This window comes from Micromonospora sp. 050-3, assembly GCF_046549335.1.
In the GTDB taxonomy this organism is placed as follows: domain Bacteria; phylum Actinomycetota; class Actinomycetes; order Mycobacteriales; family Micromonosporaceae; genus Micromonospora; species Micromonospora trifolii.
In genome coordinates this window covers 30,571-44,315 of record NZ_JAJPVX010000002.1, presented here as the reverse complement: position 1 = coordinate 44,315, position 13,745 = coordinate 30,571, and the positions used below count along the sequence as shown (strand labels likewise).

The 13,745-nt window shown below is 67.2% G+C and carries 13 protein-coding genes and 2 tRNA genes; 7 read left to right on the top strand and 8 right to left on the bottom strand.

Annotation, left to right across the window (positions count from 1 at the left end):
- Nucleotides 1–57 precede the first annotated feature (57 nt).
- The gene (locus ACLJOK_RS15140; RefSeq protein WP_410819443.1) at nt 58–1,173 is read right to left on the bottom strand and encodes a globin domain-containing protein; all 1,116 of its coding nucleotides are present in this window, start codon (nt 1,171–1,173) and stop codon (nt 58–60) included.
- A 144-nt stretch (nt 1,174–1,317) separates the two neighbouring features.
- On the opposite strand from ACLJOK_RS15140, the gene ACLJOK_RS15135 reads away from it, so the two are divergent.
- Together ACLJOK_RS15135 and ACLJOK_RS15130 are read left to right on the top strand one after the other, a co-directional pair.
- Complete coding sequence (locus ACLJOK_RS15135) at nt 1,318–2,088, top strand: CPBP family intramembrane glutamic endopeptidase (protein WP_410819441.1); 771 nt, start codon at nt 1,318–1,320, stop codon at nt 2,086–2,088.
- A 1,047-nt stretch (nt 2,089–3,135) separates the two neighbouring features.
- On the top strand, nt 3,136–3,438 hold the full coding sequence (locus ACLJOK_RS15130) for a hypothetical protein (RefSeq protein ID WP_387204631.1): 303 nt from the start codon (nt 3,136–3,138) through the stop codon (nt 3,436–3,438).
- A gap of 178 nt (nt 3,439–3,616) precedes the next feature.
- Here ACLJOK_RS15130 and ACLJOK_RS15125 read toward each other — a convergent pair whose 3' ends face one another.
- Entirely contained in the window at nt 3,617–4,942 is a 1,326-nt protein-coding gene (locus ACLJOK_RS15125; RefSeq protein WP_410819439.1) for a hypothetical protein, read from the bottom strand.
- Nucleotides 4,943–5,181: 239 nt separating this feature from the next.
- On the opposite strand from ACLJOK_RS15125, the gene ACLJOK_RS15120 reads away from it, so the two are divergent.
- A tRNA-Ser gene (locus ACLJOK_RS15120) sits at nt 5,182–5,272 on the top strand.
- A 35-nt stretch (nt 5,273–5,307) separates the two neighbouring features.
- Nucleotides 5,308–5,383: transfer RNA gene (locus ACLJOK_RS15115), tRNA-Arg, on the top strand.
- 88 nt (nt 5,384–5,471) lie between these two features.
- On the opposite strand, the gene ACLJOK_RS15110 is transcribed toward ACLJOK_RS15115, so the two are convergent.
- The 3 genes from ACLJOK_RS15110 to ACLJOK_RS15100 all read right to left on the bottom strand — a co-directional run bounded on the left by ACLJOK_RS15110 (nt 5,472) and on the right by ACLJOK_RS15100 (nt 7,589).
- On the bottom strand, nt 5,472–5,852 hold the full coding sequence (locus ACLJOK_RS15110; protein ID WP_410819438.1) for a hypothetical protein: 381 nt from the start codon (nt 5,850–5,852) through the stop codon (nt 5,472–5,474).
- Nucleotides 5,853–6,113: 261 nt separating this feature from the next.
- Nucleotides 6,114–6,707, bottom strand: a complete 594-nt coding sequence (locus tag ACLJOK_RS15105) for an RICIN domain-containing protein (protein ID WP_410819436.1) — start codon at nt 6,705–6,707, stop codon at nt 6,114–6,116.
- A 315-nt stretch (nt 6,708–7,022) separates the two neighbouring features.
- The gene (locus ACLJOK_RS15100; RefSeq protein ID WP_410819434.1) at nt 7,023–7,589 is read right to left on the bottom strand and encodes an RICIN domain-containing protein; all 567 of its coding nucleotides are present in this window, start codon (nt 7,587–7,589) and stop codon (nt 7,023–7,025) included.
- Between the two features lie 462 nt (nt 7,590–8,051).
- On the opposite strand from ACLJOK_RS15100, the gene ACLJOK_RS15095 reads away from it, so the two are divergent.
- Entirely contained in the window at nt 8,052–8,936 is an 885-nt protein-coding gene (locus ACLJOK_RS15095; protein WP_410819432.1) for an SAM-dependent methyltransferase, read from the top strand.
- On the opposite strand, the gene ACLJOK_RS15090 is transcribed toward ACLJOK_RS15095, so the two are convergent.
- The 3 genes from ACLJOK_RS15090 to ACLJOK_RS15080 form a co-directional block, all read right to left on the bottom strand.
- Nucleotides 8,868–9,302 (bottom strand): hypothetical protein, encoded by a 435-nt coding sequence (locus ACLJOK_RS15090; protein WP_410819431.1) that lies wholly within the window; start codon nt 9,300–9,302, stop codon nt 8,868–8,870. The two genes, ACLJOK_RS15095 and ACLJOK_RS15090, sit on opposite strands and share 69 nt — an antisense overlap.
- A complete protein-coding gene (locus ACLJOK_RS15085) occupies nt 9,299–9,532 on the bottom strand; it encodes a hypothetical protein (protein ID WP_410819429.1) in 234 nt (77 codons plus the stop codon). The genes ACLJOK_RS15090 and ACLJOK_RS15085 overlap by 4 nt, the downstream gene beginning before the upstream one ends.
- 166 nt (nt 9,533–9,698) lie before the next feature.
- On the bottom strand, nt 9,699–11,258 hold the full coding sequence (locus ACLJOK_RS15080; RefSeq protein ID WP_410819427.1) for a hypothetical protein: 1,560 nt from the start codon (nt 11,256–11,258) through the stop codon (nt 9,699–9,701).
- A gap of 458 nt (nt 11,259–11,716) precedes the next feature.
- On the opposite strand from ACLJOK_RS15080, the gene ACLJOK_RS15075 reads away from it, so the two are divergent.
- Together ACLJOK_RS15075 and ACLJOK_RS15070 are read left to right on the top strand one after the other, a co-directional pair.
- Complete coding sequence (locus tag ACLJOK_RS15075) at nt 11,717–12,829, top strand: ricin-type beta-trefoil lectin domain protein (protein ID WP_410819425.1); 1,113 nt, start codon at nt 11,717–11,719, stop codon at nt 12,827–12,829.
- Nucleotides 12,830–13,081: 252 nt separating this feature from the next.
- Nucleotides 13,082–13,660 (top strand): DUF3455 domain-containing protein, encoded by a 579-nt coding sequence (locus tag ACLJOK_RS15070; RefSeq protein ID WP_410819424.1) that lies wholly within the window; start codon nt 13,082–13,084, stop codon nt 13,658–13,660.
- Nucleotides 13,661–13,745: the final 85 nt, after the last annotated feature.

Sequence of the window (13,745 nt, the reverse complement as noted above, 5' to 3'; positions counted from 1 at the left end):
CCGGGGCGCGTGCCCCAGGGGGCAGGGGCACGCGCCCCGGTGTGGGGGGAGGAACGTCTAGAGGTCACCGAAGGTGTCGTAGCGGATCTGCGGCGGCGGTACGTCGTCTGCGGCGAGCACCCGCAGGGTGGACCGGACCATCCGGGCGGCACCGGAGACAAAGCAGTCGTGCGTGGTCCACGGGCCGTACCGGGCCACGACCTCCGGGATCTCGCCCTGCTCGCCGTCGAAGTCCGGGTCCTCGCTGCAGGCCGGGGTGACCGACAACCACGGGTGTACGGCCACCAACTCCTGCAACCCGTCCAGGCCGTACAGGTCGGCCGCCTGCCGGGCGCCGTAGAAGACGTGCACCCACCGGGTCCGGTTGTAGGTGGCCAACTCCTCCACCAGCGCCTTGATCGGCGCCAGCCCGACACCGCCGGCCACACAGAGGATGTCCCGTTCCGAGGTGCGGTCCAAAGTCATCGACCCCATCGGGGCCGCCAGGCGGAGCAGGTCACCCGGCCGCACCCGCCGCACCAACGCGCCGGACACCCAGCCGGCCCCCGGAGACCGCACGTGGAACTCCAGCACGTTGTCGTCGTTCGGGGCGTTCGCCACCGAGTAGTTGCGCCACACCCGAGGGTGGTGGCGCGGCGCCTCCAGGCTCACGTACTGCCCCGCCTGCCAGCGCAGCGGATGCTGCAACGCCCGGCAGGTCAGCACTGCGGTGTCCGGGCCGTACCGCTCGTGGGTCAGCACCTCGGCGTGCCAGAACGGCGGGTCGTCGTCGGAGGCGGCGCCGGCCACCATCAGGGCGGCGATCGCCGCGTACGCCTCCCGCCACGCCTGGTCGTACTCCAGGTTCCAACCGTCGCCGGCGGTGCTGCGCAGCGCGTCCAGCAGTGCGACGCCCATCGTGGCGTAGTGCCGCTCGTCGACGTGGTACTTGCGGTGGTCGCGGCCCAGCGCCCGGAGGAACTCGTCGAAGCTCTCCGGGTCGTCGACAGTGTGGATCGCCGTGATGATCGCTTCGAGTAGGCGGTCGCCCTGGCCGGTCATCTGCACCGGGAAGAGTTGCCGCAGGGCGGGGTCGAGCAGGAACACTCGGGCGTAGAAGTGCTCGGTCAGCCGGACCCGGTCGTCCTCGACCAGGGTCCAGCTCTCCTTCAGCAACCGCGCGAGGTTGTTCATGGACGCTCCTCCTCCAGACGGCAACGGATCGGGCGCTCATAGAATCTCCACGGAGCGTGTCGACTGGTCGCACAGAATGTGCGATCGGCTCATGCCGGCCGGTCGGCCATGTCACAGGTGCCGCCCGTCGGGCAGAGTGGTGCGGTGACAGTTGAGCTGACCCGCCCGGTGTCCCGCCGACTGCTGGGCACCGAGACGCTGCTGGTCCTCGGCCTCTCCCTCGGCCAGTCCGCGATCTACGCGGTGGTGTCGATCATCGCGAAGTTGACCGCCGACGGTCCGCTCTCCAAGCAGACCGCCTCGCTGAACACCTCGGCGTCGGCCCGCCCCTGGCTGGACCTCACGTACCAACTGCTCGGCATCGTGTTCGCGTTGCTGCCTGTGCTGCTCGCCGTACATCTGCTCAGCCGTGACCCCGGCGACCCGGCGCGGACCCTCGGCCTGGACGCCCGGCGGCCCGGTCAGGACGTGGCGCGCGGAGCCGGCCTGGCGGCGCTGATCGGCCTACCCGGGCTGGCGCTGTTCTGGGTGGCGGCCCACCTGGGTATCAACGCCACGCTGGTGCCGGCCGCGCTGCCGGACGTCTGGTGGGCCGTCCCGGTGCTGATCTTCGCCGCCGTGCAGAACGCCGTGCTGGAAGAGGTGATCGTGGTCGGTTACCTGGTCACCCGGCTGCGCCAGCTCCAGTGGCGGCTGGCAGCGATCATCGCGGCCAGTGCGCTGCTGCGCGGCTCGTACCACCTCTACCAGGGCTTCGGCGCGTTCGTCGGCAACGCGATCATGGGCGTCGTGTTCAGCCTCTTCTACCTGCGCACCCGGCGGGTGATGCCGCTGATCATCGCGCACACCCTGCTCGACGTGTTCGCCTTCGTCGGCTACGCGCTGCTGCCCCGGGAGTGGTTCGACTGGCTCTGACCGGTCGACGCCGGGTCGCCTCGGCTGCGCCGTCCAGCGTCATCCGCGCCTCGGTGCGTAGCTCGCGCAGCGCCCGCCCGAGTAAGGGGTGAGACGCTCTTCGGCGACCCGTACCCCGGGGAGCACCGAATCCGGGAAGGCAGAGAACGGCGGGATTCAGCAGACGTGCGTCCGCCAACTCACCTTCGTTACGGTCATGGGAACGTAGAAAAATCCGTCACCAGGAGTAGCACAGTCCGTGCCGGTGAGAGTCATTCCTTGGGTGGTGAACGACCAGCTTATCTCGGCGTTCCGGTTCGTGTAGTTGTAGTAGTTGAAACCCGTGATGTTGCCGCTCCACTCCGTGGTGGTCACCAGGGAGGGAGTCGCCGTAGGAACCCCGTTCGGGTGATCCCAGTGGGGCCAGACGCAGAATGTGCCCGGCTGGCAGTTCCCGGGCGGGTAGACGCCGGCCCCCGACTGGGGTGCCGCCGAGGCAGGGGGAGCAACGGCCAGCACCCCTGCGATGACCCCGGCGATGGCGAAGGGTTTCAACAGCACGGCTACCTACTTTCATTGATAGGTATGAATTAACTTACGCTACCGCGGGAAATTTGCACCGTCAAGGACCTGCCCTACCGGCCAGGTGGACGGCCGCACCACTCGCAACAATGTGGACAATGCGTCACGATCGCCGCAGCTTGCGACGACAGCAGGACCACCGGTCGGCGGCCAGGGGTCAGGGCGACGAGCCGCTCCCGCACCGCAGACCGTGGCGCCGCCTACGGTCACTGACGGCAGGACACCAGCCGGGAACCCGGCCGCCGGCGGATCCGGTCACTTCCGAACGCCCCCCGACTCGGGTAGCAGGCGATCAGCTCGAGCCAGCTCTGCGTTCGGGCCGCTCAGCGACAGCGATCGGCGGCGGGTTGCTTGACACGGGGAACATAATCGATGCAAGTAAATCTATTCCTGGGCTGAACGAGCTCCGGTCCCGTCCCTGAACACCGTTAGGAAGGGAAGCTCATGCGCAGATTTACCAGCCGAATCGCTGCGGGTCTCGCCGCCTTGATCACCACACTGGCCGTGACGATTCCGGCGTCGCCAGCAGCCGCTGTCGAGACGCTCAAGGTTCCCGACACCGGCCTCGTCTTCTACCAGGCCTACACGCAGATCATCGTAGGCAGGCAGGCCACGCCCGACGGTATCTGCCGGCCGGTCCCGGCCGAGGCGATCTGGGCGATCGGCTGGAATGGCTTCGGTTCCGTCTCTGGCTACCGGACTTCCGACTGCACCGGCGCTGCGTCCGAGCTCAACAACTTCCACAGCTGGCCGTACGAGGGCTACTACCTCTCCTACCGGGCCGGTTGACCAGCGTTCCCGGTGGTCGATAGCGGACGGCCACCGGGAAAGCACCGATCCGGAATTGCCCGGATCACCCCGCCGGCCAAGCAGGCGACGCCAGGACGTTGCCGGGCAGGCCAGAGTGGCATACGTCTGGCAGGCGATGGTGCCGCGGAAAGTGGGTCCGGTGATGGTGGCGGCCGATTCAAGCGGGCCGCCGGTCGGGTCGGTAGACGGCCACCGTTCGGGCCGCGAGCCGGTCCGCCGCCGCCGCGTCACCCAACGCCGCCGCGAGCACCGCCGCACCCGGCAGCAACCGGGCCACCAGCCGCAACGCGACCCAACCGCCGGCCTGCGCGGTGAGCGGCGCGGCCAACCGCCAGGCCGCCTCCGCCGCGCGCGGCCACGCCCCCTCCACCGGGTCACCCGCCGTCTCGGCGGCGGCCAGGGCCGCCTCGGCGCTCGCCCGGTCCGGGTGCACCTGAGTCAGCACCAGCAGGTCGACGGCCCGGTCGGGGTGCGTCGGATCCCTGCCGTAGGCCGCGGCCAGGTGCAGCACCAGCTCCGAATGCGTCCACAGCACCGCCACCAACTCGGCCAGCGGCGCAAAGAAGCCGGCTAACGCGGCGGTCGCCCCGCCCGCACCCGCCGAGCGGACGAACCGCCGGGTCGCCAACCGGGCCAGGCCGTCCGCGGAGGCGTCCGGATACCGGGTGCGCAAACCCAGGGCCCATCCGGCCGCGCCGGGCCCGAGCGCCCGCACCGCGGCCAAGGCCAGCAACTCCGGCGCGAAGCCGGGGTGGTCGAGCACGCGCGCGGCGACCGCGCGCAGCTCCGATTCCGGGGTACGCCCCAGAGCCGGCTCAACCTGCCGCACGGAGGGTGCTGCCGGTGTCGTCTGCAACTCGGCGGGTGTCGTCTGCTGTTCGGACGGTGTCTGCGCGGCGGGTGTCGTCTGCTGCGCGGCCACGGGTTCGGGGGCGGGTTCTGTCGGTGTGGTGCTCTTGCGTGGGGTGACCGCGCGCTTGGTGGTCTTTGCGGCTCTGACCGGGGCCGCCGGCGTGGTGGTGTCCGGCTCTCCGGTGGGGCTCGACGCTGTGGTGCCGCTCCCTGGTGTGGTGCCGCTCCCTGGTGTGGTGGTGCTCACTGCTTTGGTGGTGCTTGCTGCTTTGGTGGTGCTTGCGGCGCGCTTGCGCGGTGCCGGCGTGGTCGGGGTCACCTCGGCGGCCGTCTCGGCTGCCTTCCGGGGAGCAGCCTTGCGAACGGAAGGCGTCCGGGCCTTCGGCGGTGTCGGTGCGACGTCCGTTGCGGGGCCTCGTTGATCGACGTCCGGCTGCTCCACGCTGGCCTCGGTGGTCTGGTCGGTCGGTGCGCGTCGGGGCTGTCGGGGCAGGGGACGGTCCGGCTCCGGAGGCTGGAAGAGCACCGCCGGGGCAGCCTTGGCCCGTCGAGGACGCTGGCTCGCCGGAGCGGCTGCCGGCGGTGCCGTCGGCTCGGTGAGCTCCACCGTCTCGGTGGGCTCCTCGGCCACGATCGGCGGCCTGAAGGTGGCCCGTGGGGAGCGCCGACGCGCTCGTTCAGCAGGCTCTCGACTGGTCGACTCGCTGGGCGGCTGCTCCTGCATATCGATGGAGCGTAGTCCCGATCACGCCGGCGCACAGCGTGGAAACACGGAGGGCGGGCGGGTCGCGGCGGGCGTACTCGGAAGTCGTTTTGCTCCCGGTGGGTGGCGACCTGTATCCTCGGGCGCGGTGGTCTGAGGATCACCAGGGAGACTTCGCCTAGTCTGGTCTATGGCGCCGCACTGCTAATGCGGTTGGGGTCTTAAAGCCCCTCCCGGGTTCGAATCCCGGAGTCTCCGCGCGAAAGCCGGGTGTGTACACTGGCTGAGCACAAGCGCCCGTAGCTCAATGGATAGAGCATCTGACTACGGATCAGAAGGTTAGGGGTTCGAGTCCCTTCGGGCGCACCACTTAAGTAGGGAATAGAGCCATCGGCTCTATTCCCTACTTTCGTCTGGACCACGTGCGGGACGCGATTCTGACACACGTTTGCGCAGGTCAGAGGCCCTTTTCGGTGGTCGCGCCCTCGATCGGCTTCGCCGCGCTCGGTGCCGCGGCAGCCGTCGGGGTAGCGCGGGCCGAGGGCCGCGAAGTGACAGCCACCGGCACGCTGAACGCGAGGAGGATGGCCCGCGCCAGGATCGAGGCCGGCCCTGCGGCCTTGGCGGCGAGTGCGAGCCGGAGCCGCCGCCGAAGCGGTCGTCGCACCGTCACGCCTTTCATACGGGTTGGTGGTGCTGCATCAGGCGCAGCCCGTGCGAGGCGGTGGTTTCGACGTCGGGGAACCGGCTTGATGGTCGACACCGTGCCGCCCGGTCGGATCGCGTCGAGGGGAACGTCGTCGACGGTGTCGCCCCGCAGGTTGACCAGGACATCCACGCCGTCCGGGTAGAGCGCGCGGGCTGACCGAATCGGGGATGGCCCACGAGAAGTCCGGTCGAGGTCGTTAGGTTGTGTCCGCATCGACTGCCCTCAGATGGCGAATGCGATCGCTTCGCATGTCGTCGCCGAGCTCGTGCATTGTGTCGCTGAGCCGGCTGGCCAAACGGTCATCTCCTGTGGAGGCGCCCGACGACGTCGGCCGACTCCGGAGCGACACTCCAGAGTCGGCCGACGTCGTGACGGGTCTCGCCTTGAGAATCAGTTCAAGAATCGCCAGGTCTGATTCGCGGCGGCCGGGCTGGCGCACGCGAACTGGGCGGCCTGCCCGCCGTTAGCGGTACTTGCCCCCGAGATTCCCAAGCACAGTCCGCTTCCTCGGTTCTGGAGTCGGAACCACGTCTGCGTGCTGTCGGTCCACAGAACCTTCCAGTCCTGGTTGTAACCGGCGCCCGGGGCCGCGATGATCGCCGCCGCTCCGGCGGCGGTGCTGCCACCGTTGATTCCCATGTTCCTGGTGGGGTTCGCGGAGTAATTCTGCAGGCTGATCCAGCTGCCATCGTTGATGATGTACCACCGCTGTACGCCAGTACCAGCGTCTGACTGCTGAACGACCTTGGTCCCGGCGGCAAAGCTTCCGTTTTGCGGCTGCAGCAGTTTGGAAGAGTTCCTGTTCTGCAGCTTGAAAGGGTTGGCAGCGGCGACGAAGTCCTCAGCATTCGAAGGTGTCGAACCGACCTGTGAACCAGCACCGTCAGGTCCTGCATGGGCGGCGACCGGCATAATTACGGTCGCAATAGCGGTCGCTGCGGTCGTGATCGCAGCAGCCATAGCCTTACTGACCCCGTCGCGCATAGTTTTCTCCCCGTGTCGACTCGGTTGCTAAAAAGTGATCTAGTCGAGAGGTTGCCAGACCGTTCAGGCGCCTGTCTGCCCCGGTGGACGAAAAGGATAATGAATGCCGACCAGCATGATCACGCCGTATTCGCAAGCGGAGCAACATTCCGCTGGTCACCTACCGCCGGTCGGAACGCACAGACGTACGTGCGGCCTTTATCACGTACGAAGCGTGGCACAGCGACCTTGCGGCGTTGGAATGCCGAGGTGGGCATGTCCGGTCCGGCCGAGTAGAGCCAGTCTGTTCGGCCGGACCGCACATGCGGGGCTCGCCTAGAAGTTGGTGAAGGACCACGTCTGGTTAATCGCGTTGCCGCAGGTGTAGATGGCGGCCCTCGCGCCGGCGGCGGTGCTGGCACCGTCGATTCCCAAGCACATCGAGGTGTTCTTACGGTTCTTGAGGTAGAAGAACGTGCCGTCGATTGCCGATACGACCCAGTCCTGGTCGTAGCTGCCGGAGGGGTTGACGATGACCGCGGACGTGTTGGAGGCGGTACTGGCGCCCGAGGTTCCCAGGTTCCGGACCACGCCGTAATTCTGGAGTGTGAGGTAGCCGGAATCGTTAACGAGGACCCAGCCTTGGAGGCTGCTGGAGCTGGCGTTCTGCTGGCGGACGGCGGCGTTGTTGGCGGTACTGCTGGCCTGCAGGTACTTCGAGGACTTCTTGTTCTTCACCGCATACGGAGCTGCGGCAAGTGTTTTCGACGGGGACATGACCGCTGAGATCGGTAGCGGCGCCCTGTCACCGGCCTCTGCATGCGCGGCTGCCGGGCTAACGGCAACCACCAGTGCTGCGGTCACAGCCGCCGAAACTGCCGTCCTGATTACTTTGTTACGCACAGTTACTCCTCCCCGTGTTACTCGGCTTATCCGAGTAATCTCCTGGCAGCGACAGTGTCAGACGGCTCGCATTTACGCAATAGGCGGCAATGAATGCCCTGCGATGATCATGGGAACGTTGGGTGAGTTGCAAGGTGGAACGAACCGGCGGTGTAGCGGCAGCGATTCGCCTCCCCAGCCCGCTTCACCCGCAGGTGGGTATCGATATCTCCCTCAAGGTGATCGTCGTCGGGTACGTCTCGATGCGCCGGTCGCCGCCGCTCCGTTGCCAGCCCGAATCGGCGCAAGCTTTGCCGCCGTGGGCTTTGCCGCGACTGTCAGATTTGGTGAAGATGCGTCACTGGACCGACACTCTGCGTACGCCGATCATGTGTCTGCCTCAGAGTGTCGCGAGCGTTAAGCCGTCTCGGCTGGACTTGGCGGCACGTCCGAGTGGTTGGGCCAGCGTGGTAACTTGCGTCGATGAGTTCGACATCCGAGGACGCTGCGGCTGGGCATGTTGACCGGGTCGCCGACTACTACGACGACAACACCCGCCGCTTCCTGCTGGTTGCCGAGAGCCCAGGCAGCGACGCTATCCACCGCGGGGTCTGGATGCCTGGTGTCGCGAACGTAGCGGAGGCGGCGGACGCCGTTAACCGCCTGATAATCGAGCGGTTGCGCGGGTATGTGCCTGCCGAAAACGCAAGGTTGCTCGACCTTGGCTGTGGCGTCGGTGCGACTATGGTTCGCCTGGCCCACGAGATAGACGGACTCGTCTCTGGTGTGACGATTAGCCGAGTGCAGGCCGAGATCGCTGCAAAACGGTTCGCTCGTGAAGGGCTAAGTGAACGGTGCCAAGCGATCTGTGCCGACTTCGCTGAGCTACCCGCGGAGCCGCACTATGACGCGATGGTCGCCGTTGAGGCAGTCGTGCACTCGCCCTCTCTGGAGAAGTTGATCCCGTCTCTCGTGGACAGGCTGAAACCTGGCGGTCGCCTTATCCTCTGCGACGACTGGATGACCGACAAGGATCGCGGGCTTGCCGCTCGCGATCGTTGTCTGGATCAGTTCCGCGCTGGTTGGCGCATCGGCAGCTTGCACACCGTAGCCGAACTGGCCGCCATGTCCGAGAGCGCTGGCCTGCGCATCGTGGAGGACTTGGACCTCACGTCGTACCTGCGCCTCGGTCGTCCGCGCGACCGCGTAATCAAGCTGGCCGTGGGCGCCACTTCCGTGGTTCCGCGGGTTCGCGACCGTCTTATCGAGATGCCATTTTGGGCCAACTTGATTGGCGGGTCAGCGTTGCAGAATGGACTGGCGCGACGCTGGCTGGAGTACCACCTGATCGTGATTGAGAAGGCATAGAACCTTCTCGCTCACCTCTGGTGCGCTCGGAGCATCGTCGGCCGGGCCGGCGCGCCCTCTCATCGTCCCGCAGGACGGATCGGCGAGTTGGCGCGCCGGCCGGTCTGTCGCTCTATGCGCGGACGGGCGCTGGTGCGCTGGTGGCGCGGCGCCATCGGTGTGGCCGGCCCTCACCGCGACCACGGTCACGGTGATCGCCTTGCCGCGCATCGCGGCCGTCAGCTTCAGCGTCTTCGTCGTCGTGACGGTTGGCACCCCGTCCACTCGCCACTCGTAGCGGTACGAGTCGGCGGTTGGCGTCCAACTGCCGGTGGTCGCCTGCACGGTCTGGCCCACCCGTGCCGTACCGGTGATGGTGGGCTTCACCGTCGCCTGCGGCGCCGCGCGCCTTTGACGACCGGTACCGTGGCCTTCGGCGTAGCCGGTGCCGACGCGTAGTTGGTCTTGGTCGCGGTGACCGTCACGGTCAGCCGCTTGCCCAGCCGGGACGCCGGGACCACGTACGTCGAGCCGGTCGCCCCGCTGATCGCGGTGCCGTCGGCCGCCCACTGGTAGGTGTACGCCGTGGCGGTCGGACGTAGCAGGCGTCGCTCCACGGCGACGTGGCCGGCGATCCGAGCAGGACAGTCGGACGGAACCGGTGGCCGGTCCGCTCAACGGCATCCGGTCCCGCGCAGGTCCGATCTTGGTGACCGAGACTGTGCGGGACCGAATGGTGCTCCGAGGCCTCTTTGCTACCCGAGTGTCGGACCGATCGGATGATCAGCCGAAGCAGTTGGGCACCGGCGGTGAGCTGGGTGTGCAGTTCGTGGGCCGGTTGCCGCTGATCACCGTCTTCTGGTCCACGGTGACCTGGCCGCCGTCGTTGAAGATCCCGCCGGGCGCCAGTGTGGAGATGTTGTCGGTGACAGTGCTTTCGGTGAGGGTGAGCGTGCTGTTGTTGTAGATTCCGCCGCCCTGGGAGTTCGTGCCGATGGCCCGGTTCCGGTCGACGTGGGTGCGGCGCAGGACGACGGTGCCGCTGCCGTTGTAGACGCCGCCGCCGTGTTCGATGGTGCTGTTCGTGCTGGCTGTGTTCTCGCTGATCGAGCTCTCTTCGGCGACGAACTGGCCGATCTGGTTGTAGACGCCGCCGCCGCGTTGGCCAGCTTCGTTGTGGTGGACCTTGCCGTGCGTGAGGTGGAAGACGCCGTCGGAGAAGATTCCGCCGCCCTCGCTTCCTGCTCGGTTGTCGTTGACCTCGACGTTCCGGGCCTCGGTGGTGGAGGTGATGCCGCCGCGGATGCCGCCGCCACGGAAGCCTGCGGTGTTGTTGTCCAGGTGAACGTTCTCGAGCACGGCGACGCTGCTGTTCGACAAGCCGCCGCCCGCGCCACCGAGGGGCAGGATGTTGAAGACCCCGATCGTGTTGTTGTAGCTCAGTCGGGTGTTCTGCACGGTGAGGTTGCCGTTGTTGTGGATGCCCCCGCCGTCGTACAGGGCGCTGTTGTTGCTGATGATGCTGCCGCCGTCCTTCTTCTCGTCCTTGTCCTTGCCGTTCCAGTCCTTGCCGTGGTCGGTCCCGCCGAGGATCTTCGCGACGCCGAAGTTGGCGATACCGCCGCCCAGGCCGTTGGTCTGGTTGTAGACCACGTTGGTGTTCTCGATGGTGGCCTTGCCGCCGATGTCGATTCGGATGCCACCGCCTCCGCCGCCGACCCCACTCTGTGCTTGGCCGCCCTTGATGGTGGCGTCGCGGAGCGTCAGGTCGCCGCCGGCTCCGACCTCCAGGATCCGGAACGGGGTGGCGTTCGCCGCGCGGACGATGGTGGACCCGTTTCCGTCGATCACGACATGCTGGGTGACGATCGGCAGGCCGACCGCGCCGAAGGGCACCGGTGGCTGGGGTGCGGACCTGTTGAGCGTGTAGGTGCACTTCTCGGCGAGCCGGAGCTTCGCCCCGGAGTTGGCGTTCGCGCGGACGATCGCCGCGATCAGCTCGTCGGCGTTGCAGGGTACGGACCGGAAGTCGTCGCCCCTGTCGTCTCGGTGGTCGCCGTCCTTCTTGTGGTCCTTGCCGTCGCGGCCGCCCGGGTCCTGGCCTCCGTGGTCGTCGCCGTTGCCCCGGCTGCCGTCGGCGAGGACCTGGGTTCCGGCGTTGGAGGGGTTGCTGCCGCTCTTTTCGGCTGCTCCGCTCACTCCCGCCGCGGTGAAGGCGGCCAGACCGACCACTCCGGTCAACCCGGCCACCCCGGCGACGAGCCAGCGCGCCCGGCGCCGCTTCGGCGGACTGGCCTGACCTGCCGCTGCCTCGCTCATGTTCGAGTGCAGATAGTTGGACATCGAGCTACCCAGCCCTTCTCCGTACACCAGGTTTCCGCACGTCACAGTCGGTGCAGAAGGCGACAAATCGGTTGTCGCCACCAAGGCGAAGGTAGTCGAGCAATACTCACATCAAACGGCCTTATGCGAAAAAAGCCTACATTCGGTGTACGCGTCACTCGCACCCCATCAGCATCGCAATGCTCTACTGCCCTGCCGGAACCTCAAGGCGCAGCGCACATGATCCACTCGCCTTTCGTGAAGTCGCGGTATCCCTTGGGGCCTGAGACCCCGACTTCATGAAAGCGGAGTGGGTTGCTGGCGCTTGACGTGGGCCAGATCAGCGACAAGAATTTACAAGAATCGCTGTTAGCGTTAACAATCCGTCCCAGTGCTGCGACGGCATCGTCATGCCGATGTCGCGGCGGTCGCGACGGCCTGACTCCTCGGTCAGCACTATCACTGCAGGGGAGAAATCTATGCGAAAGAGGGCAAGATGGCTCGCGGCGACTGCCGCCCTCGGTGTCGTCCTCGCCGGGGTGCTGACCTCGACCGGCCCGGCCAACGCGGAATCCAACGGCGGGGTGCGGGTCATGCCTCTCGGCGACTCCATCACCGAGGGCACCCAGGTGCCGGGCGGGTACCGCATCGGGCTCTGGCAGCGCCTCGTCAACGGTCGGTACACGGTGGACTTCGTCGGGTCGCAGTTCAACGGGCCGGCCAGCCTGGGTGACCACGACCACCAGGGACATCCCGGCTGGCGCATCGACCAGATCGACGCGAACATCGTCGGCTGGCTGAACACCCAACGGCCGCAGACCGTCCTGCTGCACATCGGGACCAACGACATCCTTCAGAACTACAACGTGAGCACCGCGCCGAACCGGCTCTCCACCCTGATCGACCGGATCACCACCACGGCTCCCACCTCAGAGGTGTTCGTCGCGCAGATCATCCCGCTCTCCAACAGCAACCAGGAGGCGGCCGTACGCACCTTCAACGCGGCGATCCCCGGCATCGTGCAGAGCAAGGTGAACGCCGGCAAGCGGGTGCGCTTGGTCGACATGCACAGCGCTCTCACCACCGCCGACCTGATCGACGGCATCCACCCCACGTCCGGCGGCTACGACAAGATGGCTGCCCGCTGGTACAGCGCGTTGCAGTCGGTGCCCGGCAGCATCGGCAACCCGGGAAGCGGCACCGGGCAGACCACTGCGATCGTGGGCGCCCTGTCCGGTCGCTGCGTCGACGTCCCCGGCTCTTCCACCACAAACGGCACCCAGGTGCAGTTGTGGGACTGTCACGGCCGCACCAATCAGCAGTGGACCTACACGAGCAGCAAGACGTTGACCGTGTACGGCAACAAGTGCCTCGACGCCGCCGGATATGGCACCTCACCGGGCACCCTGGTCACCATCTACGACTGCCACGGCGGAACGAACCAGCAGTGGAACGTCAACGCCAACGGCACCATCACCGGGGTGCAGTCCGGCCTCTGCCTGGATCCCTACAACGTGGGTACGGGCAACGGCACGAAGCTCGTCCTCTGGACCTGCACCGGCCAGACCAACCAGCAGTGGAGCCGCCGATAGCTCGTACGGTCGCGGCGGGCGGTCGGGTCGTAGGTGATCCGGCCGCCGTCGCTTCGCCGAGGGCCAGAATGAGTCCCGGAGACCACGAACCAGAAGAAATCGCTGGGCTCGAGCGTGCGGGTGGTGGTCGCCGTCCAGGACTCCGCCAGGTGAATGGTCGTTCAAATCGAGCGCGATTTTGATCGTTCTACGCATGCTGTCCGTGCAGGAGAAAGTGGGCGTAGGTGCGCCTGCCTGAAACGGAGGAATCGCATGCTCAGCACATTTCACTCGCGGATCCGAGCGGTTGCCGTCGTCGGCATGGCCGGTGTCGTGGCGGCGATCGGCGCGGTGACCCAGCACGCGTCCGCTGCCGAGGTGGCCGCGCCGACTGCTGTGGGCGCCGACGCACGCCGGGTCGACATCCCGCGCATCGCCGCGACAATCAAGCCACCGGCGGGATCGCGCCCCGTTGGTGCGTACGTCGTCACTCGCGGAACGCAGACCTACACATGTGCTGGCGGCGTGTTCACCGGCGCATCGGTGCCGGAGGCCCAGTTGGTCGGCACCGGCGGTCGGGTCCATCACTTCAAGGGCCCGAGCTGGCAGTCGGAGCGGGACGGCTCACTGATCACGGCGAAGAAGACCGCGGAGAGCCCGCGACCGGGGACGATCCCCGAGCTGCTTTTGACGGTGGACACCCGTACCGGCACCGGCATTCTCAGCAAGGTCGCGTACATCAGCCGTCTCCTGACGTCGGGTGGCGTCGCCCCGGCGGGCGCCTGCACCGACGGCGAGACGGCGGCCGTGCCGTACGGCGCTGTCTATGTCTTCTGGGCAGCGAAGCGGTAAGGGCTTCGGTGGCGCCGGACGCGACGACGCGACAAGCTCCCGTCGAGGCCCACTCTCCGGACGGCATCGACCGGGTTCGGTGCGC